We start from the raw sequence: 24,527 nt of genomic DNA on the forward strand, positions 1-24,527 counted from the left end.
ATGACAGCAAACTCAGACAAGGTGGTTCGCATCGGCGGCGCATCAGGTTTCTGGGGCGACAGCGCCCTGGGGGCGCCGCAGCTCGTGAACTCGGGCCAGATCGACTACCTGGTGTTCGATTACCTGGCCGAGACCACCATGGCCATCATGGCCGCCGCGCGGCTGAAGAAGCCCGAGATGGGCTACGCCACCGACTTCGTCGACGTGGCGATGAAGGCGGTGCTGCCTGAAGTGATGAAGCGCGGCATCAAGGTGCTGGCCAATGCGGGCGGCATCAACCCGCAGGGCTGTGCGGCGGCGCTGAAGGCGCTGGCTGAATCGATGCAGCTGAACCCGCGCATCGCGATCGTCGAGGGCGACGACGTGAGCGCGCTGATGCCCGCGCTGCGCGAGGGCGGCGCCACCGACATGTTCAGCGGCGAGCCCCTGCCGGCCAAGGTGCTCAGCGCCAACGCCTACCTGGGCGCCCTGCCCGTGGCCAAGGCCCTGGCCGAGGGAGCCGACATCGTGATCACCGGCCGCGGCGTGGACAGCGCCGTGACGCTGGGCCCGCTGATCCACGAGTTCGGCTGGACACCCGGGCAGCACGACGCGCTGGCCGGCGGCAGCCTGGCGGGCCACATCATCGAATGCGGCTGCCAGGCCACGGGCGGGCTGCACACCGACTGGGAGGCCGTGCCCGACTGGCCCAACATCGGCTACCCCATCATCGACTGCCGCGCCGACGGCAGCTTCGACGTGCGCAAGGCCGAAGGCACGGGCGGCGCCATCCTGCGCGCGGCCATCGCCGAGCAGATGCTGTATGAGATCGGCGACCCCGGGTCTTACCTGCTGCCCGACGTGAGCTGCGACTTCCGCGAGGTGGTCATCGAGCAGATCGATGCGCACCGCGTGCGCGTGAGCGGCGCGCGCGGGCGCGCACCGAGCGGCCAGTACAAGGTCTCGGCCACGGCCATGGACGGCTGGCGCGCCGCGGGTGCGATGGTGATCGTGGGCATCGACGCCGCGCGCAAGGCGCAGCGCACGGGCGAATCCATCCTGGCGCGCTGCCGCCAGATGCTCCGGCAGCAGGGCCTGGCCGATTTCACGCAGGCCCAAGTGGCGCTGCTGGGTGCCGAAACGCTCTACGGCCCGCACAGCCGTGCGCAGGCCGCGCGCGAAGTGATGGTGCGCGTGACCGTGAACCACCCCGACAAGCAGGCGCTGGCCATCTTCGCGCGCGAGATCGCGCCGGCCGGCACCTCCTGGTCGCCGGGCACCACGGGGCCGGGCCTGGCGCGGCCCAGCGCCTCCCCGCACATCAAGCCCTTCGCCTTCCTGCTGGACAAAGGGCGCGTGCCGGTGCGCGTGAGCATGGGCGAGCAGCACTGGGCCGTGGAGATTCCCGCGGGCGGCGCCGTGAGCGCGGCACCCGCCCTGCCCGCGCCCGCGCCCGCGCCCTGGCAGGACGATGGCGGGCCGCAGGTCGAGGTGCCGCTGGTGCGCCTGGCCTGGGCGCGCAGCGGGGACAAGGGCAACCTCTCGAACATCGGCGTGATCGCGCGCCGGCCCGAATGGCTGCCGCTGCTGTGGGCGCGGCTCACGCCCGAGGCTGTGCAGGCCTGGTTCGCACACCTGGTGCACGGGCGCGTGGAGCGCTTCCACCTGCCCGGCATCCACGCCATGAACTTCGTGATGCACGACGCGCTGGACGGCGGCGGCCCGGCGTCCACGCGCATGGACCCGCTGGGCAAGGGCATGGGGCAGATCCTGCTGGACATGCCGGTGCGCGTGCCGGCCGCATGGATGTCATGAACGTCTACACGCTGTTCCTCAACCGCGCGCGGGCCTGGCCGGCGCGCGTGGCGCTGGTGCATGAGGGCCGGCCCATGCGCTATGACGAGCTGGCGCGCAGCGCCGGGCGCACGGCCCGCGCGCTGGCCGCGCAGGGCCTGCGACCCGGCGACCGCGTGGCGCTGCTGTCGGAAAACCGCGCCGAATACGTGCAGCTGCTGCTGGGCGCTGCGGCGCTGGGCGTGATCGTGGCCTGCCAGAACTGGCGCCAGTCGCCCACCGAGCTGCGCCACTGCATCACGCTGGTCAGGCCGCAACTGGTGATCTGCTCGGCGCGCTTTGCGCCGCTGCTGGCCGATGCGCGCGTGGACGCACTGGTGAATGGCGAGGTACCGGTGCTGAACCTGGACCAGGGGCACGAAGCCTGGCTGCAGCAGGGCCAGCGCGCGGGCGATGTGCCGCTGGGCCAGGCCGATGCCGAAGCCGGCCTGTTCATCCTCTACACCAGCGGCACCACGGGCCTGCCCAAGGGCGCGCTGATCAGCCACCGCGCCAGCATGGCACGCGCCTGCATCGCTGCGCTGGACCAGCTTCTGGTGCCGGGCGATGCCTTCATCGCGTGGACGCCCATGTTCCACATGCTGGCCACCGATTCGACGCTCACCACCCTGCTGGGCGGCGGCACGGTCTTCATCCTCGACGGGCTGGATCTGCCGGCCCTCCGGCACCTCGTGCAGACCGAGCGCATCGGCCACCTCGTGGTCATCCCGGGCATGGTGGACAAGGCCATCGAGGCTTTCAGCGCACCCGGTTTTTCGGTGAAGGGCGTGCGCGGCGTAGGCTGCATGGCCGACCTGGTGCCGCCAGCGCAGATCGAGGCCATCACGCGCCTGGTGCAGGCACCCTTTCTCAACTCCTTCGGCGCCACCGAGACCGGCTCGGCGCCGGCCAGCGCGGGCCTGCTGGCGCCGGGGCAGCCGGTGCATGACCTGTCCAAGCGGCAAAGCTCGCTGTGCCTGATCCGGCTGGTGGACGACGAGGGCAGCGAGGTCGGCCCCGACCAGCCCGGCGAAATGCAGGTCAGCGGGCCGGGCCTGTTCAGCGGCTACTGCGACTACCAGGCCCATGCCGACGGCGGCGCACGCCTGCGCCAGGGCGACTGGTTCGCCATGGGCGACATGTTCACGCGCAGCGCCGACGGCCTGCTGCACTACGTGGACCGCAAGAAGTACCTGATCAAGTCCGGCGGCGAAAACATCTACCCGGCCGAGATCGAACGCGTGCTCGGCACCCTGCCCGGCGTGGCCGATGCGGTGGTGATCCGCCAGCCGGATGCGCAATGGGGCGAGGTGCCCGTGGCCTACGTGGTGGCGGCCGATCCCGCGCTGGACGCGGCCACCCTGATCGCGCGCTGCCGCGGCCAGATCGCCGGCTACAAGCTGCCCAGGGAGGTGGTCTTCGTGCGGGCCGACGAACTGCCGCGCAACGCCACCGGCAAGGTGCAGCGCAACCTGCTGGAGGCCGCGCATGCGCGGCGGCGCGCGGGTGGGCCCTGAGCCCTGAGCCCTGAGCGCTGAGCGCTGAGCGCTGAGCCCTGAGCGCTGAGCGCTGAGCGCTGAGCGCCATCCGTCGTCCACTCGCATTTTTGTTTCACCCAAAAAAGAACCGGAGACATCGCCATGAAGCACAAGCCATCCCTTTCCAGAAAACCCCGCTTTCGGCTGCAGCGCAGCGTGCTGGCCGCCCTGCTCATCGGCACCGCGGCCGGCGCGGCAATGGCCGAGAAGGTGCGCATCGCCTACATCGACCCGCTCTCGGGCCCCTTCGCCGAAACCGGCATCAACGTGCTGCGCAGCTGGCAGTTGGTGGCCGAGATCGCCAACCGCGAGAACTGGGCGCCGGGCCACAGCTTCGAGGTGGTGGGCTTCGACAACAAGGCCAATCCGCAGGAATCGCTGGCCATGCTCAAGTCGGCCAGCGACAACGGCTTTCGCTACATCGCGCAGGGCTTCGGCTCGGGCTCCGCGCTGGCGCTGGTGGACGCGCTGAACAAGCACAACCAGCGCAACCCGGGCAAGGAGATCGTGTACTTCAACACCTCGGCCGGCGACCCCGACCTGACGGGTGCCAAATGCAGCTTCTGGCACTTCAGCCTGGACTCCAACGCCGACGTGAAGATGAACGCCATGGCCGAGCTGATCGCCAGCAACAAGGCCATCAAGCGCGTGTACCTGCTCAACCCCAACTACGCACTGGGCCAGCAGGTCTCGCGTGCGGCCAAGGAGCAGTTGCCGGCCAAGCGCGCCGACATCGAAATCGTGGGTGACGACCTGCACCCCTTCGGCCAGGTCAAGGACTTCGCGCCCTACGTCGCCAAGGTGGCGGCCGCCAAACCCGACATCGTGATCACGGCCAGCGCCGGCGCCGACCTGGCGCTGCTGCTCAAGTCCAGCCGCGACTACAACCTCGCACCGCCCATCTACACCTACTACGCCGTCGCGCCGGGCATGGCCGTGTCGATGGGCGCGGGCGCCGCCGGGAAGGTTCGCGCCATGCCCTACTGGCACGCCAACGACGGCAACGCCGCCAGCGACGCGGTGGTCGAAGCCTTCAGGGCCAAGTTCAACGACGACTACTTCGTCTCCACCACCTACACCGGCATGCGCCTGCTGGCCCAGGGCATCGTCAAGGCCCGCTCCACCGACCCGACCCAGGTGGCCTTCGCCATGGAAGACATGCAGGTGGACAGCCTCAACGGCAAGGTCACGCTGCGCAAGGCCGACCACCAGGTGCTGCAGCCCCTGTTCGCCGTGACCTGGGCCAAGGCCGGCGGCACCGGCATGCGCTACGACCTGGGCAAGACCGGCCACGGCTGGCGCACCGACGAGCGCCTGCCGGCCGAAAAGGTCACCCTGCCCACCACCTGCAGCATGAAGCGGCCCAGCGCGAGCTGAGCCTGAGCGGCAGCCTGGGTCCGGGAGATCGGGCACTGCCGCATCACGGCAGCTCTACCGGCAAGCGCAACGAAGCACTCAGGGCACCCAAGGAGCTGGCTCAGCCAGCTCTCTGGGTGCGTCCGCTTCGCGCAGCAGAAGGGGGTAGCTGCGAGCGGCCTGGGGCTTGCCTCTCACATCCTCATCATCCCCGCCAACGGCTCCCCCAGCATGCGCAGCTTGCGCGAGCCGGCGAAGATGTCGCGGGGCTTGAGGCCGTAGGTCTGGCGGATGGAGTGGCTGAAGTGGGTGGAGTCGGGGTAGCCGATGTCCAGCGCCACCTGGGCCAGGTTGTAGCTGCGGTCCACGTAGTGCAGCAGGCTGCGCGCGCGGCGCCAGGTGCGGAAGCTGCGAAAGGGCACGCCCACCTCGGCCTTGAACAGGTGCAGAAAGCGCGAGAAGGACAGGCTCACCTGGTTCGCGCATTCCTCGGCCGTGGCCGGGGCCGAGGGGTTGGCCTTGATGGTGTCCAGCACCTCGGCGATGCGTGCGTCCATCCTGCGGCCGGCGAAGGCCTGGCCAAAGAACAGCGGGTCGAAGTCGGAGGGCATCAGTTCCTCTCCCTGCCCTGTGGCCAGCACGCGCGCATGGCAGGCGCGCAGGTGGGCGGCCAGGCCCGGCAGTTCGAGCGGGCCGCTGCCGCCGCGCAGCAAGGCGGGCAGTTGGTCCAGGTCCACGGTTTCGGGCTCGATGTAGACCGCGCCCACATGGCGCGCGTCGCAAGCCACGCTGTGCGGCACATAGGGCTGCACCAGCATCACGTCGGCGCTCAGCCAGGGGCCGCCCTCCACGCTCAGGCGCACGGGCGCTTCGAGCGCAAAGTACAGCACGATGGCGCCGCGCACATGCTCGGTGGGATTGCCCAGAAGGCCCGCATAGAACACGCGGTCGGGGGTGATCCACATCACGCGGTCGGCGCTGGTACAGCGGCGCAGCGGGTGCAAGGCGGCGGAAGCGGTCATCAGGGTCATGCAGCTTGTCTCCTTCGGCGCCGCCGGCAGGCCGTTGAGGGCGGGCGGGCGACGCGGTGTTCTGGTGCCTGGACAAGCATAGGGCCGGCCGGCAAAAGTTCTTGTGACAGCTGGCTATCGCACCACCACGCGCGGCCGGTGTTTACCCTTGACACATCGGAGACAGGCTCAGGCGTACTTGCGCAGCTCCAGCCGCCCGATCTGCGCCCGGTGCACTTCGTCGGGCCCGTCGGCCAGGCGCAGGATGCGCGCCATGGCGTAGGCCATGGTCAGGCCGAAGTCATTGCTGGTGCCGCCGCCCCCATGGGCCTGGATGGCCCAGTCGATGACCTGGCAGGCCATCTGCGGCGCAGCCACCTTGATCATCGCGATGTCCAGCAGCGCGGCCTTGTTGCCCACCTTGTCCATCTTGTCGGCGGCGTTGAGCGTGAGCAGCCGCGCCTGTTCGATGAGGATGCGCGCCTGCGCGATGCGCTCCACCGTCACGCCCTGCTCCGACACGCGCTTGCCGAAAGCGACGCGCTCGCTGGCGCGGCGGCACATCTTCTCGAGGCTGCGCTCGGCCAGGCCGATCAGGCGCATGCAATGGTGGATGCGGCCCGGGCCCAGCCGGCCCTGCGCGATCTCGAAGCCCCGCCCCTCGCCCAGCAGCATGTTGGCCGCGGGCACGCGCACGTCCTTGAACACCACTTCGGAAGCCCGGTCTGGCGCACCGTAGAAGCCGAAGACCGGCAGCGAGCGTCGGACCTCCACGCCGGGCGTGTCCATGGGCACGAGGATCATCGACTGCTGCTTGTGGCGGTCTGCATGGTCGGGGTCGGACTTGCCCATGAAGATGGCGATGCGGCAGCGCGGGTCGGTGGCGCCGGTGGTGTACCACTTGTGGCCATTGATGAGGTAGTGGTCGCCGTCGCGCACGATCGCGCTTTCGATATTGGTGGCGTCGCTCGACGCCACGCCGGGCTCGGTCATCGCGAAGCAGGAGCGGATCTCGCCGGCCAGCAGCGGCTTGAGCCAGCGCTCCTGCTGCTCGGGCGTTCCGTAGCGCGCCAGCACTTCCATGTTGCCGGTGTCGGGCGCGCTGCAGTTGAAGACCTCCGGCGCCATCAGCGAGCGGCCCATGATCTCGCACAGCGGCGCGTAGTCCAGGTTGCTCAGGCCCGCGCCATGGCCCGACGCGGGCAGGAACAGGTTCCACAAACCGGCCTCGCGCGCCAGGGGCTTGAGCTCCTCGATCACGGGCAGCACCTTCCACGGCCCCAGCGATTCGGCCTCCTGCACGTAGCGGCCCTCGTTGGGGTAGATGTGGGCCTGCATGAAGGCGTGCAGCCGCTGCTGCAGGTCCATCACCTGGGGACTGGGTTCGAAGGCCATCGGGCTCCTTGGAGTGGTGGCAGGGTTGTGGGGCGTGCGTTCAGGCTTCGTACAGCGAGGCATGCGCGCTGCGGATCACATGCTTCTGGATCTTGCCGGTGCCCGTGCGCGGAAACTCCTGCACCAGCACCACCGCCTTGGGCACCTTGAAGGGCGCGAGCAGCGCGCGGCAATGGGCCAGCAGCGCGGCTTCGTCCACCTGGGCGCCGGGCTTGGGGATGACCACGCCCGTGATGGCCTCGCCCCAGCGCGCGTGCGGCAGGCCGACCACCGCGGCCTCGGCCACGCCGGAATGCTCCATCAGGCAGCGCTCCACCTCGATGGAGGCCACGTTCTCGCCGCCGGTCTTGATCACGTCCTTGTAGCGGTCCTTGAACCAGATCGCGCCGTCCTCGTCGATGTGGGCCACGTCGCCGCTGTGGAACCAGCCGTGGCGCATGCTCGCGGCCGTGGCCTCGGGCTGGTTCAGGTAGCCGTTCATCACCTGCGGGCCGCGGTAGACCAGCTCGCCGGTCTCGCCGCGCGGCAGCAGCCGGCCTTCGTCGTCCATCACGCCCACGCGCGTCATGGCCGATGCGGTGCCCCAGGTGCGCGACTTGCTCCACTGGTGCTCGGGCCGCTGCATGCAGGTGGCAGGCGTGAACTCGGTCTGGCCCGAGCCCAGCACCACGTCGGCATTGGGGAACATGGCGTGGATCTGGTGCAGCCGCTCTTCGGGCATGGGCGCCATCGCATACATGGCGCGGCGCATGTGGCCGAAGGTGCGGTCCTTCAGCGCCGCGTCGCCCAGAAGCAGGCCGTACATCATGGGCAGCAGCACCACCAGGTGCACCTGCTCGCGCTCGAACAGCCCGGCCGCCTGGTGCGGCTCGAAGCCCTTGGCCAGCACCAGCTTGCCGCCCACCAGCAGCACCGGCATGCTGATCGAGTTGAGCATCGCGCAATGGAACAGCGGCAGCGCCACCAGCGTGGTGTAGCCCGCATCCGCATGCAGGGCCAGCGCGCCCGACAAGGCCGCCATGGTGGCCGCCAGGTGGCTGGTGAGCACGCCCTTGGGCTGGGCCGTGGTGCCGCTGGTGTAGAGCAGCTGCACCGGGTCGCGGTCGGCCACGAAGACCTCCAGCGGCGCGTCGCTGCCGCGCGCCATCAGCGCCTCCAGCGTCGGGCCGGGCAGCTCGTCTTCGGGCGCGGAGCGGATCCAGAACTGGTGTTGCAGCGCGGGCAGCTGTTCCTGCGCCACCACGTCGGCGTGGCTGCGCAGCGCCGTTTCGGCGACCAGCACCCGCGCACCGGCGTCGCGCAGGCACCAGGCAATCTCCTGCGCCCGCAGGCCCAGGTTGGCCGGGGCGCAGACCAGCCCGGCGCGCGCGCAGGCGAAGTACACCAGCAGCAGCTCGTGGCAGTTGCGCGCCATCACGCCCACCACGTCGCCGCGCTGCAGGCCCAGGCCCAGCAGCGCATGGCCCAGCCGCGTCACCTGGGCGTCCAGCTCGGCATAGCTGGTGCGGCGCTCGCCGTCGACGATGGCGATGCGCTGCGGGTGCAGCTCGGCGCTGCGCGTGAGCATGTCGCCCAGGTTCACGCGCTCGATCAGGTTCTGGTTCAGCGCCTGGGCGCTCTCGGGGGTGGCTTGGGGCATCGCGTGTCTCCTCGGTGCGTTGGCGGTGCGGCCCTCAGCCAGCGATGCGCGGCAGCACCAGAATGATGTCGGGGAAGGCGATCAGCAGCGGCAGCATCAGCAGGTCCGCCATCAGGAACCACAGGATCCCCTTGAAGATGCCGGTGGTGGAGATGAGGTTGCCCACCACCCCCTTGATCACGAACACGTTCATGCCGATGGGCGGCGTGATCATTCCGATCTCCAGCAGCTTGGTCAGCAGCACGCCGAACCACACCAGGCTCATGCCCGTGGCGTCGATGATGGGCAGCACGATGGGCAAGGTGAGCAGCATGCAGCCGATGGGCTCGAGGAACAGGCCCAGGACCAGGTACAGCACCACCACGCCGAACATGATCCAGACGAAGCTGGCATCGGTGTCGATGATCAGCGAGGACACATAGTTGCCCGCGCCCGAGAGCGCCAGAAAGCGCGTGAGCAGGCTCGCGCCCACGGCGATCACCATCAGGCCCGCCGTGGTCAGCAGGGTCTCCAGGATGGCGTTGCGAAAGCGCTCCCAGGTCAGCGAGCGGTTGAGCAGGGCCACGCCGCAGGCCAGGAAGGCACCGACGGCGCCGGCCTCGGTGGGCGTGAACAGCCCGCTGAACAGGCCCGCGAAGATGCCCACCATCACCAGCAGGATGGGCCACACGGGCTTGAGCGCGCGCAGCTTCTCGTCCATGGGGATCTTCTCGTCCGACCGCGGCGCCAGCGACGGATTGAGCTTGACGCGGATCACGATCACGAGGATGTAGCCCAGCACCGTGAGCAGGCCCACCGTCACCCCGCCCAGGAACAGCTGCGTGACCGAGGTCTGCGCGATGATGCCGTAGAGGATCATGATGATGGACGGCGGGATCAGCGCGCCCACCGTGCCGCCCACGGCCACCGTGCCCGTGGCCAGGCCCGCGTCATAGCGCTGGCGCATCATCTCGGGCACGGCGATCTTGCCCATGGCGGCCGAGCAGGCCACCGAGGAGCCGCAGACCGAGGCAAAGCCCGCGCAGCCCAGGATGCCCGAGATGGCCAGGCCGCCCGGCACGCCCGCAAGCCACACCTGCGCGGCCCGGAACAGGCCCTGCGTGAGCTGTGCGTGGTAGCACACGAAGCCCAGCAGCAGGAACATGGGCACCGAACTGAGCACCCAGTTGGTGGCGAACTGGTAGGGGATCACGCCCAGCGCGCCCCAGGCGACGCTCCAGTCCATCAGGTACCAGATGCCGCCAAAGGAGACGGCGATCAGCGCGATGCCGATGGGCAGCCGAAGGGCGATCAGCAGCAGCAGGATGCCCATGCCGGTCAGGCCGATTTGTACGTCGCTCATGATGGTGTGAGGGGGTGGGTGTGCTTGAAGAAGAAAAGGAGGTGCGGGGGATGGCGGGTGCGCATGGCACCGGGCCGCTTCACACGCCGTCGAGGTCGTCGGCCCGCGCGCGCTCGTCGTCCAGGCCCGACTCGGCGCCGCTCACATAGACCAGAAACTTGTAGACCACCACGAGGAACATCAGCGCGCAGCCCACGGGCAGTACGAAGTACGTGGGCCACACGGGAATGCTGTCCAGCCCCTGCACCACCGAGGCCTTGATCTCCCACTTGGTCATGGCCTCGCCCCAGGTGCGCACGGTCAGCGCGAGGAAGGACGCAGCCGAGATCAGTAGCAGCCAGCCCGCCAGGTGCTTCTGCACCGTGGCCGGCAGGCGCTCGGTCAGCACCTCCACCGAGATGTGGGCCGACTTCTGCTCTGCGAAGGCCAGCGGCATGAAGGCCGCGACCGCCATGTAGTAGTACGACACCAGGCTCATCGTGCCCGGCAGCGGCGATTGGAAGACCACGCGCGCCACCACGTCGGCCGTGATGTGCAGCATCATGAATGCGATGGACAGCCCCGCGATCACGGTGAGCACGTCGATGAAGCGGGACAGCAGCCTGCCGAGCCTGAACATGGGGTTGTCTCCTGCGCCCGTGCGTGCGGACGCCTTTTCTTGCGATGGATGCCGGTCTCGCCGCGGCCCTTGCACGGGCCTGTGCGGCGATGGGCGTACCGTACCCGTGAGGCTCTGGCAGGGTCTTGTGTGTTCTGGCTGCGCGCTGCTCTCACAAACCCGGGGCGCGCCCGGCGGCAGCCGCCAGGCCGCCTGCGTGCGCTTCAGCGATGCGCGGGCTTCTTCATGCCCAGCCGCGTGCCGGCCAGCACCAGCAGCAGGCCCAGCAGGTCCCAGCGCGTGATGCGCTCGCCCAGCAGCAAGGCGGCGGCGGCCACCGCGAACAGCGGCACGAAGTTGGTCCACAGCGCTGCGCGCGCCATGCCGATGCGCGAGATGGCGCGCGTCCACATGAGGTTGCCCAGCCCCGTGGCCAGCGCCCCCGACAGCAGGGCCATGGCCCAGTAAAGCGGCGCGCTGCTGGTCTGCGGCCAGCCGCCGCGCACCAGGGCCGCCACGCCGCTGTGCGCCAGCAGCAGCACGCTGCCCAGCGCATGGATGCCCAGGCTGATGGCCAGCGCATCACTGTGCTGCAGCAGCCGCTGCAGCAGCACCGAGCCCAGGCCGAAGAGCACGATGGCGCACAGGATCAGCAGATCGCCCACGCTGCCGGCCGACACCGAGCCGCCCGAGCGCTGCAGCACCACCACGGCCACGCCCGACAACCCCAGCATCACGCCGATCAGGCGCAGCAGCGGCAAGCGCTCGCGCAGCAGCGCCCAGGCCAGCACCGACGCCACCAGCGGGCTGAGCCCGGTGATCAGGGCGCCATTGGTGGCGCTGCTGCGCTGCAGGCCGGCCGCGAACAGCCACTGGTTCAGGTAGATCATCAGCGCGCTGCACACCAGAAGGGTCTTCCAGTGCGTGCGCCAGCCCTGCAGCTGCCAGCCGCGGCCCGCGCGGTGCATGAGCCAGCTCAGCGCCAGCGTGGCGGCCACCATGCGCAGCACCGCCATCGCGATGGGGTCGAAGTGGCCGGTGAGCCACTTCATCATCGCCACGTTCAGGCCCCACATCGCGGTGGTGCCCAGCAGCAGCACCTGCACGGGGACCAGGGCCGGCGGCGACGCGGGCGCGCCCTGCGGGCGCTCACCGGTCGTCATCGGCCCGGCGGCCTCATGCCGGGCTCCGCTGCGCAACGGCAGCCGCGTGCCCCATGCGGCCCGCAGCGCCCCTGCCGCGGGGCACGCGGCAGCTTGCGAAAGGGTCGAAGGGGGTTGGGCTGGCGGTCATGGGGGCGGGTGCGCCATTCTTGCGCCGTTCAGGGCCCGGGCAGGGACGCCTGCGCGACGCCCTGCAGCTTGCGCATGCCGCGCAGCCAGCGCTCGCGCGTGAGCGCGCGCCGCGCCACGTATTCCTGCGTTTCGGGGTGCGTGAGGATCAGAAAGCGCCCTTCGGCGAGCGCCTGCACCACCAACGCCGCCACCTCCTGCGGCGTGCGCACCTGCGCCGACATGCCCTGCTGCCGCGCAGCCGATTCGGCCCGGAACAGCGGCGTGTCCACGCCCTGCGGGCACAGGCAGCTCACGCCCAGGCCCTGCCCGCCGTGGGCGATGGACAGCCATTCGGCAAAGGCCAGCGCCGCATGCTTGGTCACGGCATAGGGCGCATCGAACTGCGACAGCAACCCCGCCGCCGAGGCCGTGAACAGCAGGTGCCCGCCGCCGCGCGCCAGCATGCGCGGCACCAGCTGGCGCGCGGCATGCACATGGGCCATCACGTTGATCTCCCACAGCCGCTGCCACTGGCCGTCGGGCAGCCCGGCGCCGCCCTGCACCGACACGCCCGCGTTGGCGCAGAACAGGTCGATGGGGCCGAAGCGCGCCTCGGTGGTCTCGATCAGGCCGCGCGTGCCGGGCTCGCTGGCCACGTCGCAGAACACGGCCACCGCGGCGGGGCCGGCCTGCCGCGCCGCGTCGCGCGCGGCGGCCTCGTCGCGGTCGGCCGCCACCACGCAGCGTGCGCCCTCGGCCACGAAGCGCTGCACCAGCGCGCGGCCGATGCCGCTGCCGCCGCCCGTGACCACGATCACCCTGCCCTGCGCGTGGAAGGGCGTGGAGGCCCGGACGTCTTCGGGAATCTGGCTGTCGCTCATGCGGCGGCCCCCTGCTGCGCGGCAGCGCGGCCCGCCGCGGTGCTCAACACGATCTTCCCCAGCGCGCGCCGCTCGGCCAGGGCCTGCAGCGCCTGCGCGGCCTGCTCCAGCGCAAGGCGCTGCGTGACGTGCGGCCGGATGCGGCCTTCGCGCAGCCAGCCCAGCAGTTCCTGCATCAGCACGTCGGCCTCCTGCGGCGAACGCTGCGTGAAGCCGCCGTAGAACACGCCCACCACGCTGGCGCCCTTGAGCAGCGGCAGGTTCAGCGGCAGGCGCGGGATCTCGCCGGCCGTGAAGCCGATGACCAGGAGCCGCCCTTCCCAGGCCAGGCTGCGCACGGCGGCTTCGGTGAAGGCGCCGCCCACCGGGTCGTAGACGATGTCCACGCCGCGCCCGTTCGTGATGCGCGCGATGCCCGCGCGCAGGTCTTCCTGCGCATAGTTGATGACGTGGTCGGCGCCGTAGCTTCGGCACAGAGCCAACTTCTCATCGCTGGACGCCGCGGCGATGACCTGCGCGCCCATCAGCTTGCCCAGCTCCACCGCCGACAGCCCGGTGCCGCCGGCCGCGCCCAGCACCAGCAGCGTCTGGCCCGGCTGGAGCTGCGCGCGGCGGCGCAGCGCATAGTGCGTGGTGCCGTAGGTGATGACCAGCGCGGCGGCCGCTTCCATGGCGATGCCCTCGGGCAGGCGGATCAGCTTGCCGGCCTCGCAGGCCACCTCGTCGGCAAAGCCGCCCCAGCCGCACACGGCGATGACGCGCTCGCCGGGCGCGAAGCCCTGCACGCCCTCGCCCACCGCCTTGACCACGCCCGCCACCTCGCCGCCGGGCGAAAAGGGCAGCGTGGGCTTGAACTGGTAGCGGTTCTCGATGATGAGCGTGTCGGGGAAGTTGGCGGCGGCCGCATGCACCGTCACCACCACCTGGCCCGGCCCGGGCTGCAGCGGCGCCACCTCTTCGCACACCAGCGATGCCGGCGGCCCGTACTGCCTGCAGAGCACGGCTTTCATGCGCGCGCCCTCCTCACATCGCGGCGATGGTGAAGCCACCATCGACCACCAGATGCGTGCCGGTCACGAAGCTGGCCGCGTCGCTGCACAGGTAGAGCACCGCATGGCCGATGTCGTGGCCCTCGCCGAGCCGGCCTGCCGGCGTCTTGGCGATGTGGCGCGCCTGCGCCTGCGGGTCGTAGGCGTCGGCCAGCTTGGTGCGGATCAGCCCCGGCATCACGGTGTTCGCGCGCACGCCCTGCGCGCCGTATTCCAGCGCGAAGCTGCGGCTCATGCCGATCAGCGCCGTCTTGAGCGTGGAGTAAAGGCCCAGCATGCGGTCCGGATGCAGCGCCGCCACCGAGGCGATGTTGACGATGCTGCTGGTGCCGCCGGGGTTGCGCCCCTTCATCAGCCGCGCGGCCTGCACCGACAAATACCAGTAGCCGCGCAGGTTCACTTCCACGGCCTTGGTGAACAGGCCCACGTCGGTCTCGTCGATGCTGCGCCAGGGGCTGAGCACGGCGTTGTTGACCAGGATGTCCAGCCCGCCGTGCGTGGCGGCCAGGTGCGCGCCCATGGCTTCGATGTCTTCCATGCGGCCGATGTGGCAGGCCCGGCCTTCGGCGCGCAGGCCGGCGTCGCGCAGCGCGGCGGCCACGCGCTCGCAGTCCTCGGCCTTGCGGCTGCTGACGACCACATGCGCGCCGGCCTCGGCCAGCACGCGCGCGGTGGCTTCGCCGATGCCCTGCGTGGAGCCGGTGACGAGGGCGACCTTGCCTCGCAGGTCAAAGGGGTTGCGCGGCGGCGCAAATTCGGCGGGTGCGGTCATGGGCTGCTCCGGTCTGAAGGTGGAGGGGAAGGCGGTGGCGCGTCGCCCGGCGCTGGCAGGCCCACCTGGTGGAACAGCGCCGGGTCCACGCGCCGGCGGTCGGCGCGGGTCTTGTAGACATAGGTGCGGCACGGCATGCCCGGGCGCTGCTGGGCCTGGCCGTCGAGCACGAAGAACAGCGGCGTGCCCGGGTCCTGCGCGCGCACCAGCTGCGCCCGGTTGGAAGCCGCGCAATGCGTGCAGTAGCTGGGCGCCTGCTCGCGCTGGAAGTTGATGGGATGCGCCCTGGGCATCAGCGGCGACAGCGGCGCGCCGTAATGGAACATGTCGCGCCACATCTGGCCGCGGAACAGCCGGCCGCCGCTGCCGCACGGGTCGAGCGTGAAGACGAAGCGATCTTCCTCTTCGTGCAGGCGGAAGTCGGCGCAGTGGTAGTTCCAGGTGCGCGCGATCTCGCCCACCAGCGCCTCGTCGTCCATCGCGGCGTAGCGCGGGAAGCCCGCGACGAAGGCCGGCGCGTAGGTCTGCGCCAGCATTTGCGCCAGGTAGTCGGGCCCGCCCAACTCCAGCGCCACGGCATAGAAATGCGCGAGCCACACCACGCCGAAGTCGTGCCAGGGTTTCCATTCCTGGCGCTGGCCGTCCAGCAGCGCGGCGATGTCCTCATCGCCTGCGTCCAGCCGCGCCTGCGCCTGCTGCACCCGCGTGCGCGTGAGGCTGTGGCGCTCGGCCTCGCCGAACAGCGTCTGCCCCGCATGGCCCAGCTTGGCAAAGCGCAGCGTGCACTGGCCGTCGGCGCCCTTCTCGGTGGTCCAGGCCGGCGCGCCCAGCGCCGTGTTGAGCGCGGCCTGGTTGGCCTTGCAGCCCTGGCACAGGCTGCTCACGCCATCGGACCAGCCGCCATAGGCCTGCGGGTGGCGCGCGGGCAGGCCCTGGCGTTCCAGCCGGCCGCCGCTGCCGCAGGGCGCCAGGCGCAGGGTGACCGCGTCGGCGTCTTCCTCCAGCGGCGCAAGCGCCGCGCCGCCCTGGTAGCGGAACACGGCCACCAGGTCGGCGATGGCGCCGCGCGGGTCATGGGGCCACTGCGCGATCCAGGTGGCCATGAGCTGCGTGCCGATGCGCTGCAGCGCCTCACGCGCACGCGGCTCGCCGAAGTCGGCGCGCAGCTTGCCCACCTTGCGCGCCAGCGCGTGGCACGACAGCGCGTCCAGGCCCGCATGGCCCTGGGCCATGTCCTGCAGCTGCTCGCGCACGGTGGCCAGGTCGCCGGCCGCCAGCGCGGCCAGGGCGCGCGCCTCGGCAGGCTCGGCCAGCCGCTTCAGCTGCTCGTCGTCGAACAGGCGGGTCATGGGCATCTCCTGCGGCCCGCGCGGGCCTTCTTTCTTTTGTGGATTGCGTCAGGCGACGTCGGCCGAATCCAGGATGCGCAGCGCCACGCGCGCCATCACGTCGGTGCTGCGGCCGAAGGCCAATGCCGTTTCGTTCACGGCCGTGCCGGCCAGCGCGCGCCGCAGCAGGCCGGCCGACATGGCGGCCTGGCGGAACATGGCGAAGGCCTTGAAGAAGCGCATGTCGAGCGCCAGCGCCTCGGCCTGCGGGCGGCCCATGGCCTGGAAGTACCAGCACAGCAGCTCGCGCTGCGTGGGCAGCTGCAGCGCGGCGCGGTCCACGCCGGCCAGGCCCGGCATCAGGTAATCGGCCGGCAGCTCCTGTACGCCCAGGAACTGGCCCAGGTCCGCCATCGGGTGGCCCAGGGTGGAAAGTTCCCAGTCCAGCACGCCGATCACCCGCGCCTGGCCCGGCGCGAACATCAGGTTGTCGAGCCGGCTGTCGCCGTGCAGCAGCACCGTGTCACCAGCCTCGGGCGGCAGCGCGCGCGCCAGGGCCTCGATGAGCTGCTCCATCTCGGCCAGGCCCTCGGGCATGGCGGCGCGGTACTGCTGCGTCCAGCGATGCAGCTGGCGCTCGAAGTAGTTGCCGCTGCGGCCGAAGTCGCGCAGGCCCAGCGCATCGATGTCGCTGCGGTGGATGGCGGCCAGGGCCTGGATCGCGCCCTGGTAGATGCCGGCGCGGCGCGCAGGCGCCAGCCCGGGCAGGCCCACTTCGCGGTGCACCTCTCCTTCCAGGAAGGCCATCAGGTAGAACTGCACCCCGATCACGTCCGTGTCGTTGCACAGCACATGCAGCTGCGGCACGGGCACGGCGCTGCCGTGCAGCGCGCGCATCACGCGCACCTCGCGGTCCAGCGCATGGGCCGAGCGCAGCAGCTGCCCCGCCGGCTGCGTGCGCAGGATGTAGCGCGTGTCGCCGGCCTGCAGCAGCCAGATCGGGTTGGAGTTGCCGCCCACCAGGCGGCGTGCCGACAGCGGCCCCTCCAGCCCTGGCAATGCCGGTGCGTGCTGCTGCAGCCAGTGCTGCAGGCGATCGAGCTGCAGCGGCGGAGTGCTGACGACCTGGCTCATCGGTGCCACCCGCTCAGTGTGCCGGCGCCTGGCCGTGCTGGCGCAGCAGCTGCTTGCCCAGCGCGGCCAGGTGCACCTGGTCGGGCCCGTCGCCGATGCGGATGAAGCGCGCATAGACATAGGCTTCGGGCAGGAAGGTGTCTTGCGACACGCCCGCGGCGCCGTGGATCTGGATGGCGCGGTCGATCACGCGCGCGGCCATGGCCGGCACCACGATCTTGGCCGCGGCGATCAGGTCCTTGGCCGCCTTGTTGCCTTCGCGGTCCATCTTGTCGGCCGCGCGCAGGGTGAGCAGGCGCGCCTGCTCGATCTCGCAATAGGAATGGGCCAGGTCCTCGCGCACCGAGCCCTGCTCGCCCAGCGCGCGGCCGAAGGCCACGCGCGTGCTGGCACGCTGGCAGGCCAGCTCCAGCGCGCGCTGCGCACAGCCGATCAGGCGCATGCAGTGGTGGATGCGCCCCGGGCCCAGGCGGCCCTGCGCGATTTCGAAGCCCCGCCCTTCGCCCAGCAGCATGTTGGCCGCCGGCACGCGCACGTTCTCGTACACGATCTCGGGGTGGCCGCCGGGGCCGTCGTCATAGCCGAAGGCCTTCATGTCGCGCACGATGCGCACGCCGGGGGTGTCGATGGGGACGAGGATCATCGACTGCTGCCGGTGCTTGTCGGCATGGTCGGGGTCGGTCTTGCCCATCACGATCAGCAGCCTGCAGGCCGCGTTCATCGCGCCCGAGGTGTACCACTTGCGCCCGTTGATGACGTAGCTGTCGCCCTCGCGCCGGATCTGGCACTGGATGTTGGTGGCATCGCTGGAGGCCACGGCCGGCTCGGTCATCGAAAAAGCCGAGCGGATCTCTCCGGCCAGCAGCGGCTGCAGCCACTGGCGCTGCTGCTCGGGGTTGCCGTAGAGCGAGAGCACTTCCATGTTTCCGGTGTCGGGCGCCGAGCAGTTGAAGACCTCGCTGGCCCACATCACGCGGCCCATGCATTCGGCCAGCGGCGCATATTCCAGGTTGCTCAGACCGGCGCCGTGGCTGCCGGGCAGGAACAGGTTCCACAGCCCTTCGGCCCGCGCCCGTGCCTTGAGCGTCTGCAGCACGGCCGGGGCCTGGCCCTTGGGCGCTTCGCGAAGCTGGGCCTCATACACCGCCTCGGCCGGGTGGACATGGGCGGCCATGAAGGCCTGAAGCTGGGCCTGGAGCGCCTGGGCGCGCGCGCTGGGCTGGAAATGCATGGTCGTGGACTCCTGGGTTCGGCGGTGCCAGCACGGCAAGGCCGGTGGTGGCGCTGCAGCCACTCTAGGAGCCACACCGCCGCATGGCTTGCGCTTTTTGGCTGCAGGCCGCGCAGCTCCAGCGGATTGCCTGCACTGACCGGCTGCGTGGTCCTGCTCCGACACGGCCGCGGGCGAAGCTGGCCCACACTTGGCTCACGCCCTCCCTCCCACCCCAACCGGACACGACGATGTCACTCCATCCCCTGTTCCGCGTCGCGCTTCACCACCCGGACCTGATCGCCGACCACCTGGCCAACCATGTCGAACACGCGAAGGCGCAGGCGGCCGATGCGGTACGGTCCATGGGACTGAAAGTGGCGGGCGCGGCCGTGGCGGTGGTGGCGCTGCTGATCGCGCTGAACCTCACCGGCATCGCCGTGATGCTGGCGGCCACGCAGGCGGGTGTGCCCGCGGCGCTGTGGTGGGTGCCAGGCATCGCCTGGGCCGTGGCACTGGCCGGCGGCCTCATGGCCTGGCGCGCCAGCCTGCGCGACGAGGTGCGCGAAGTGAAGGACGAATTCCAGGCCGACGCGCAGATGCTGGCCCTGATCAAGGAGGCCCGTTCATGAGCAAGAGTGCCCGCAGCCTGGCTTCGCAGACGCGCCTGGCCGAGTCCCGCCAGCGCCTGCTGGATGCGATGGGCTATGTGCCGATGGTGTCCAACATCACGGGCGAGCCCGTGCTGGGCCGCAAGGCCGCACCCGAAGCCCCGCGCCCGCCGCTTTCCCTGGGCGCACTGCCCGGGCGCGTGCGCGAATCGGCGGCCGCCCGATGGATGCAGCGCTGGTGGCAGCACCACCCGGCGCGCGACGTGGTGGAACTGGGGCGGCCCTACCTCGACCGCTATGCCCAAAAGCACCCGGGCAAGCTGGTGGCCTACGCCGCGGGCGCGGGCGCGGCGCTCTGGCTGGCCAAGCCCTGGCGGCTGCTGTCGACCGCCGCGGTGCTCTCGCTCACCCTCAAGGCCGGCACGCGCAGCCTCGTGAAGGCCGCCGCGCGGCGCGAACTGGACTGAGGCGAACCCCGCAGGATGGGCCGGCCCGGCGCGGGGATATGGCGAGCCGGCTAAAATCCCGCCACCGGTTCACGACCGAACCGGTCGCCGTATCTCACGGCGGTCAGTCGCACTGTAGGCACCGACTAGAAAACAAACGCCGACATTGCAGTTGCATGCACGTAGCGTGGGCCGCGTAAGAGCTCACGGCCACACACCCGAAGGCCCGCATCGTTTTGCTGCGGGCCTTCTTCTTTTTTGCGCGCGCGCATGCCTGCATTCAACCGGCTTCGGCGGCCCAGGCCCTTTCAATGATTTTCTTGAAGGCCACGCCGGTCCCCAGCGTACCGAAGGCGAAGCCCCAGTCATGACCCAGGCGCGACGCGCAGAACGCCTGCGACACATAGGAAGGACTGAAGCGCAGCAGCAAGGACGCCTGTAGGCCCAGTGCCATCATCTCGACCAGGCGGCGGGCGATTCCTTCCATCTGCTCCCGACGGCCAGTGGCTGCACGCAGCCATGCGATGACGGCGTCGAGATGCGGGTCCAGGCCCCGGGCCAGCTCAATTTCGCGCAGCACCGGCTCCAGCGCCTCATGGTCCCGGTCGATGGCGCGCAACACGTCCAGGCAGATCACGTTTCCGCTGCCCTCCCACACGCTCTGCACCGGAGCTTCGCGGTAGAAGCGGGGCATCATCGAGTCCTCGATGTAGCCGAAGCCGCCATGGCATTCCAGCGCCTCGAAGGTGCTGGGGCTGGCTCGCTTGGCCAACCAGTATTTGGTGATGGCGGTGACCACGCGCGAAAACCGCGCCTCGTGCGCATCGGTGGCGGCACGGTCGATGCTGCCAGCCAGGCGCATGACCAGCGCAGTGGCGGCCTCAGACTCGAGCGAAAGGTCGGCCAGCACGTTGCTCATCAGGGGCTTGTCGACCAGCTTGGCACCGAAGGCCGAGCGCTGCTGCGTGTGGTGCAGCGCGCGCAGCAAGGTCTGGCGCATGATGCCCGCCGAGATCGACGCGCAGCCCAGCCGCGTGAGGCTCACCATTTCGATGATGGTTCGGATGCCCTTGCCTTCGTCGCCGACGCGCCATGCGAGCGTGCCGTTGTATTCAATCTCGCTCGACGGATTGGATCGGTTCCCGAGCTTGTCCTTGAGCCGCATGATCGAGAAGCGGTTGCGCGTGCCGTCCGGCAGCCAGAAGGGCACGAAGAAACAGGAGATCTGCCCCGGCGAGCCTTCCACATGCGCCACGGTCAGGAAGCAGTCCACCATCGGTGCCGAGAAGAACCACTTGTGGCCGCTGAGCTCGTAGACGCCCTCTTCCAGCGTGGGGCGGGCCACCGTCGTGTTCGCGCGCAGGTCGGATCCGCCCTGCTTCTCGGTCATGGCCATGCCGATCAGCGCCCCCTGTTTCTGCTCGACGGGACGGTAGCGCGGGTCGTAGCCGGTGGAGGTCAGGCGGGGCTCCCATTGCGCGGCGAGGGCTGGGTTGTTCCGCAACACCGGCACGCCGGCATACGTCATGTGCAGCGGGCACAGGGTCCCGCTTTCCACCTGCGCCATCAGCACGCTGGAGGCCGCGCGCGCCACGTGGCTGCCCGATTGGGGCCGGGTCCACGGCAGTGAATGCACTTCATGGCGGCGCGCCAGGCGCATCAGTTCGTGCCATGAATGGTGCAACTGGACTTCGTTGATGCGGTGCCCGTAGTTGTCGTGCGTGTGCAGCTCCGGCACGTAGCGGTTGGCCATGTAGCCGTGCCGGATCACCTCGGGGTCCGCGAGGTCCGCTGCCAGTGCATCCAGGCGCGGCACGGCCCATGAAGCGCCCTCGCGCTCCAGCCCTTCGCGCAGCGCGTGGTCGCGTCGCAGCAGGTTGTAGCCACCATAGGGTGCGGGCTGGTTGAAGACCTCATGGGTGCCGTGAGGAGCAGCGGTGCGGGTGGCACCGGAGGATGCGGATTCGATCATGTGGTGGCCTGCGGCAGTTTGTCGGAATGGATGCGATTAAATCATCTGCTTCAAACAAGGTAAAGCACTTGACTTAGAAAAATCGAAGAACCAGAATCCGGCACATGAAGAACACCCAACCCACTCAACCGGGCAAGGAAAGGCGAAAGCTGTCCGCAGCCGCCGCACCGCGCGCGGGCGCCGACAGCGCTGACGTGCTGCTGCTCACCGCGCAGCGCCTGTTCGCCGAGAAAGGCATCGATGCCGTGTCCATGCGCGAAGTCGCCCGCGAGGCGGGCCAGCGCAACAACTCGGCACTGCACTACCACTTCGGCTCCAAGGAGGCGCTGATCCAGGCCATCCTGCAAGGTGGCATGCGTGAGATCAACGAACTGCGCAACGACTACATCGACCAGCTCTACAACGATGGCCGGCACGGGGAGCTGCGCGGGTTGGTCGAGGCCATCGTCTGGCCGCTGGCGTCCAAGCTCATGACCAGCCGCGGCAACACGTACAACCGTTTCCTGGCCGCGGCACAGGTCCATCCCGAGATCGACCTGGCCGGCTTGACCCGCGAGGAAGAGGACAGAGGCTTTCGACGCATCCACGAGCTGCTGCAGCGCGCGCTGCCCGATATGTCCGAGCTGCTGCTGCGCCAGCGCTACCTCGCCGCCGTCAGCTTCGTCATGTTCAGCCTTGCGGACTACGAGCGCATCAGCACGCGCCGCAGCAAGCACCAGCGCGCCTTCGACCTGCAGCGGGCGATCGAGAACCTGATCGACATGGTCAGCGGTGCGATCGCCGCCCCGATCTCGGCACAGGTGCAGGCACGACTGGCCGCGCACGACGAGCCTGCGCCGCCATCACCGCCCCCCGCCAGAAAGCCGGCAACCGCAAAGCGTGCGCCGGGCTGACCAGGCCGGCGCCTTCTCACAAAACCAGGAGACAGACATGAAGAGATTCCTTGCCACCGTGCTTGCCTCGATCACGCTGCTGCCGGCGGTGCACGCGCAGGGCGTCGGCTACCCCGACAGGCCCATCCGCATCGTGGTTCCCTACACGCCGGGCGGCGCCAGCGATGCAGTGGCGCGGCTGGTGGGCAAGGGTCTGTCAGCCGAGCTGGGCCAGCCCGTCATCGTCGACAACAAGCCTGGCGCATCGGCGACGATCGGCACCGGCTACGTGGCGAACCAGGCGCCCGACGGCTACACGCTGGGCCTGGTGGCTGCACAGTTCGTGACCAACCGGGCCGTGGGCATCAAGGAGCCCTACGACTCGCTGCGCGATCTGGCTCCGGTGATCAACGTGGCATGGATGCCGATCCTGGTGGCGGCCAATCCCAAGGTCCCGGCCAAGGACCTTCCTTCGCTCATCAGATGGATCCGCAGCCAGAGCAACCCGGTGATGTATTCGAGCCCCGGCGCCGGCTCGCTCACCCAGCTGTGGGGTGAGCTGCTGGCCCAGCGCCTGCAGTTGCAGCTGGTGCATGTGCCGTACAAGGGCTCGGCGGGTGCGGCGCAGGCGGTGATGGCGGGCGACGTGCCGCTGATGTTCGATGTGGCGGGCATCACGACCACGATGATCCGCGAAGGCAAGCTCAACGGAATCGCCACGCCCGGCACCGAGCGTCCTCCAGGCCTGCCTGAGGTGTCGACCGCACGCGAAAGCGGCGTCAAGGACCTGGATGCCGCGAGCTTCCTGGGCCTGGTGGCGCCAGCCCGCACGCCCCCGGCCGTGCTCGCCAGGCTCAACGCCGCCGCCAACAAGGTGCTGCGGAGCAAGGAGTACGTCGACGCCGTCAACGGCCTGGGCATGAGCCCCGCCGGCGGCAGCGCCGAGGACTTTGGCAGGATGCTCGCGGCAGAGACTGCCCGATGGACGGCGGTGGCCCGCGATGCCGGCATCAAGGCCGCGCCATGAGCGCGGCCGTGCAGGAACAGGCGCCGCTGGCAGGCGTGCAGGTGGTGGAGTTCGGCCAGTTCATCGCCGGCCCGGGCGCCACACAGATCCTTGCCGACCTGGGCGCGGATGTGATCAAGATCGAAAGCCCCAACGGCGACAACGGCCGCCGCTTCGGCGTCAGCGATGCCACCGGCGGCCGCAGCGGCCTTTTCATGGCCTACAACCGCGGCAAGCGCTCCGTTGTGGTCGACATGCGCCGACCCGAAGGCCTGACGGTGGCCCGCACGCTGGCCCTGCAGGCTGACGTGGTGGTCCAGAACGCACGGGCCGGCGTCATGCGGTCGCTGGGCCTGGACGCGCAGTCGCTGCGCGAGGCCAAGCCCGGCCTCGTCTACGTCTCGGTCTCGGGCTTCGGCACGCTCGGGCCCTCGCGCGAGCGGCCGGGGCTGGACATCGCCGCGCAGGCCGAGAGCGGCATGATGTCGATCACCGGCGAGCGCGGCGGCACGCCTTTGAAGGCCGGCTTTCCGGTGGCCGATGCGTCCACAGCCAGCGCAACGGCCAATGCCATCCTGGCCGCGCTGTACCGGCAGGCCCGCACCGGCCGCGGCGAGACGATAGAGACTTCGCTCCTGGCGGTGGCCGTCTCAATGCAGGCGCAGATCTGGGCCGAATACCAATGCACGGGCCGGCAGCCCGCGCGTTCGGGCAACGCGCAGCCGCTGGTGGCACCTGCTGCAGACCTGATCGAGGTGCGGGACGGCCACATCGTGATTTCCGCCTACCTGGACGAACACTGGCGCCGCCTTTGCCGGGCCATCGGCATGCCGGCGCTGGCAACCGATGCACGGTTCGCCACCAACAACGACCGGGTGCGCAACCGCGCCGCGCTGATCGGGTTGCTGGCAGATGCGCTGGGAGCCCTCGAAGGCGAGCAGGCCCGGGCGCTGCTCGAACGGCATGGCGTGGTGGTGGGCGTGGTGCGCAACTACGCGCAGGTACTCGCCAGCGAGGATGTGCGCGCCAGCGGCCTGTTCCAGACCATCGACGATGGCGTGGGCGGGCAACTCCAACTGCCCGGCCAGCCTTTCACCTTCACCGACGCGCCACCCGGCGCCACTGCCCAGGCCGTGCCGCGGCTGGGGCAGCACACCGCGGAGGTGCTGGCGCAGGCGGGCTTCGACACGACGGACATCGCACGCCTGCATGCGCAGGGGGTGGTGCAAGGCGAGCAGTTCGCCTCGGCGCTCCCTTGATTCCTTTCCCTTCTTCATTGAAC

General features: G+C 70.0%; 21 protein-coding genes. 8 read left to right on the forward strand and 13 right to left on the reverse strand.

What is annotated here, in order from left to right:
* From PGB34_RS06475 to PGB34_RS06485, 3 genes are all read left to right on the forward strand, one after another.
* Window positions 1-1,794, forward strand: coding sequence for an acyclic terpene utilization AtuA family protein (locus tag PGB34_RS06475; protein WP_271427247.1), 1,794 nt, complete (start codon window positions 1-3; stop codon window positions 1,792-1,794).
* Window positions 1,791-3,329 carry a class I adenylate-forming enzyme family protein gene (locus PGB34_RS06480; RefSeq protein WP_271427248.1) on the forward strand — a complete coding sequence of 513 codons (1,539 nt, stop codon included), beginning with the start codon at window positions 1,791-1,793 and terminating at the stop codon, window positions 3,327-3,329. Before PGB34_RS06475 ends, PGB34_RS06480 begins: the two co-directional genes overlap by 4 nt.
* A 123-nt stretch (window positions 3,330-3,452) precedes the next feature.
* The gene (locus tag PGB34_RS06485) at window positions 3,453-4,727 is read left to right on the forward strand and encodes a branched-chain amino acid ABC transporter substrate-binding protein (protein WP_408647842.1); all 1,275 of its coding nucleotides are present in this window, start codon (window positions 3,453-3,455) and stop codon (window positions 4,725-4,727) included.
* Window positions 4,728-4,900: 173 nt separating this feature from the next.
* On the opposite strand, the gene PGB34_RS06490 is transcribed toward PGB34_RS06485, so the two are convergent.
* From PGB34_RS06490 to PGB34_RS06545, 12 genes are all read right to left on the reverse strand, one after another.
* On the reverse strand, window positions 4,901-5,737 hold the full coding sequence (locus PGB34_RS06490; RefSeq protein ID WP_271427249.1) for a helix-turn-helix transcriptional regulator: 837 nt from the start codon (window positions 5,735-5,737) through the stop codon (window positions 4,901-4,903).
* Window positions 5,738-5,905: 168 nt separating this feature from the next.
* Window positions 5,906-7,111: an acyl-CoA dehydrogenase family protein gene (locus PGB34_RS06495; protein ID WP_271427250.1), complete on the reverse strand. Its 1,206-nt coding sequence runs from the start codon at window positions 7,109-7,111 to the stop codon at window positions 5,906-5,908.
* A gap of 40 nt (window positions 7,112-7,151) precedes the next feature.
* On the reverse strand, window positions 7,152-8,750 hold the full coding sequence (locus tag PGB34_RS06500) for an AMP-binding protein (RefSeq protein WP_271427251.1): 1,599 nt from the start codon (window positions 8,748-8,750) through the stop codon (window positions 7,152-7,154).
* Between the two features lie 34 nt (window positions 8,751-8,784).
* Window positions 8,785-10,092: a TRAP transporter large permease gene (locus tag PGB34_RS06505; RefSeq protein WP_271427252.1), complete on the reverse strand. Its 1,308-nt coding sequence runs from the start codon at window positions 10,090-10,092 to the stop codon at window positions 8,785-8,787.
* A gap of 79 nt (window positions 10,093-10,171) precedes the next feature.
* A complete protein-coding gene (locus PGB34_RS06510; protein WP_271427253.1) occupies window positions 10,172-10,711 on the reverse strand; it encodes a TRAP transporter small permease in 540 nt (179 codons plus the stop codon).
* A 203-nt stretch (window positions 10,712-10,914) separates the two neighbouring features.
* Window positions 10,915-11,853, reverse strand: coding sequence for a DMT family transporter (locus tag PGB34_RS06515; protein ID WP_271427254.1), 939 nt, complete (start codon window positions 11,851-11,853; stop codon window positions 10,915-10,917).
* Between the two features lie 158 nt (window positions 11,854-12,011).
* The gene (locus PGB34_RS06520; protein ID WP_271427255.1) at window positions 12,012-12,845 is read right to left on the reverse strand and encodes an SDR family oxidoreductase; all 834 of its coding nucleotides are present in this window, start codon (window positions 12,843-12,845) and stop codon (window positions 12,012-12,014) included.
* Window positions 12,842-13,855 (reverse strand): NADPH:quinone oxidoreductase family protein, encoded by a 1,014-nt coding sequence (locus PGB34_RS06525; RefSeq protein ID WP_271427256.1) that lies wholly within the window; start codon window positions 13,853-13,855, stop codon window positions 12,842-12,844. Before PGB34_RS06525 ends, PGB34_RS06520 begins: the two co-directional genes overlap by 4 nt.
* A 13-nt stretch (window positions 13,856-13,868) precedes the next feature.
* Window positions 13,869-14,666, reverse strand: a complete 798-nt coding sequence (locus PGB34_RS06530; protein WP_271427257.1) for a glucose 1-dehydrogenase — start codon at window positions 14,664-14,666, stop codon at window positions 13,869-13,871.
* On the reverse strand, window positions 14,663-16,015 hold the full coding sequence (locus tag PGB34_RS06535) for a hypothetical protein (RefSeq protein WP_271427258.1): 1,353 nt from the start codon (window positions 16,013-16,015) through the stop codon (window positions 14,663-14,665). Before PGB34_RS06535 ends, PGB34_RS06530 begins: the two co-directional genes overlap by 4 nt.
* Window positions 16,016-16,063: 48 nt before the next feature.
* The gene (locus tag PGB34_RS06540; protein ID WP_271427259.1) at window positions 16,064-17,128 is read right to left on the reverse strand and encodes a phosphotransferase family protein; all 1,065 of its coding nucleotides are present in this window, start codon (window positions 17,126-17,128) and stop codon (window positions 16,064-16,066) included.
* Between the two features lie 13 nt (window positions 17,129-17,141).
* Window positions 17,142-18,359, reverse strand: coding sequence for an acyl-CoA dehydrogenase family protein (locus PGB34_RS06545; protein WP_271427260.1), 1,218 nt, complete (start codon window positions 18,357-18,359; stop codon window positions 17,142-17,144).
* A gap of 230 nt (window positions 18,360-18,589) precedes the next feature.
* Here PGB34_RS06545 and PGB34_RS06550 point away from each other — a divergent pair, with 230 nt between their 5' ends.
* Together PGB34_RS06550 and PGB34_RS06555 are read left to right on the forward strand one after the other, a co-directional pair.
* The gene (locus tag PGB34_RS06550) at window positions 18,590-18,970 is read left to right on the forward strand and encodes a hypothetical protein (RefSeq protein WP_271427261.1); all 381 of its coding nucleotides are present in this window, start codon (window positions 18,590-18,592) and stop codon (window positions 18,968-18,970) included.
* Window positions 18,967-19,416 carry a hypothetical protein gene (locus PGB34_RS06555; RefSeq protein ID WP_271427262.1) on the forward strand — a complete coding sequence of 150 codons (450 nt, stop codon included), beginning with the start codon at window positions 18,967-18,969 and terminating at the stop codon, window positions 19,414-19,416. The genes PGB34_RS06550 and PGB34_RS06555 overlap by 4 nt, the downstream gene beginning before the upstream one ends.
* Window positions 19,417-19,675: 259 nt before the next feature.
* On the opposite strand, the gene PGB34_RS06560 is transcribed toward PGB34_RS06555, so the two are convergent.
* Window positions 19,676-21,367 (reverse strand): acyl-CoA dehydrogenase family protein, encoded by a 1,692-nt coding sequence (locus PGB34_RS06560; RefSeq protein ID WP_271427263.1) that lies wholly within the window; start codon window positions 21,365-21,367, stop codon window positions 19,676-19,678.
* A gap of 104 nt (window positions 21,368-21,471) precedes the next feature.
* Here PGB34_RS06560 and PGB34_RS06565 point away from each other — a divergent pair, with 104 nt between their 5' ends.
* The 3 genes from PGB34_RS06565 to PGB34_RS06575 are packed head-to-tail and all read left to right on the forward strand — an operon-like array spanning window position 21,472 to window position 24,504.
* Window positions 21,472-22,260 carry a TetR/AcrR family transcriptional regulator gene (locus PGB34_RS06565; protein ID WP_271427264.1) on the forward strand — a complete coding sequence of 263 codons (789 nt, stop codon included), beginning with the start codon at window positions 21,472-21,474 and terminating at the stop codon, window positions 22,258-22,260.
* A gap of 37 nt (window positions 22,261-22,297) precedes the next feature.
* Complete coding sequence (locus PGB34_RS06570; protein ID WP_271427265.1) at window positions 22,298-23,266, forward strand: Bug family tripartite tricarboxylate transporter substrate binding protein; 969 nt, start codon at window positions 22,298-22,300, stop codon at window positions 23,264-23,266.
* Window positions 23,263-24,504: a CaiB/BaiF CoA transferase family protein gene (locus tag PGB34_RS06575; RefSeq protein WP_271427266.1), complete on the forward strand. Its 1,242-nt coding sequence runs from the start codon at window positions 23,263-23,265 to the stop codon at window positions 24,502-24,504. Before PGB34_RS06570 ends, PGB34_RS06575 begins: the two co-directional genes overlap by 4 nt.
* Window positions 24,505-24,527 lie beyond the last annotated feature (23 nt).

Source organism: Xenophilus arseniciresistens (genome assembly GCF_028023875.1).
In the GTDB taxonomy this organism is placed as follows: domain Bacteria; phylum Pseudomonadota; class Gammaproteobacteria; order Burkholderiales; family Burkholderiaceae_C; genus Xenophilus; species Xenophilus arseniciresistens.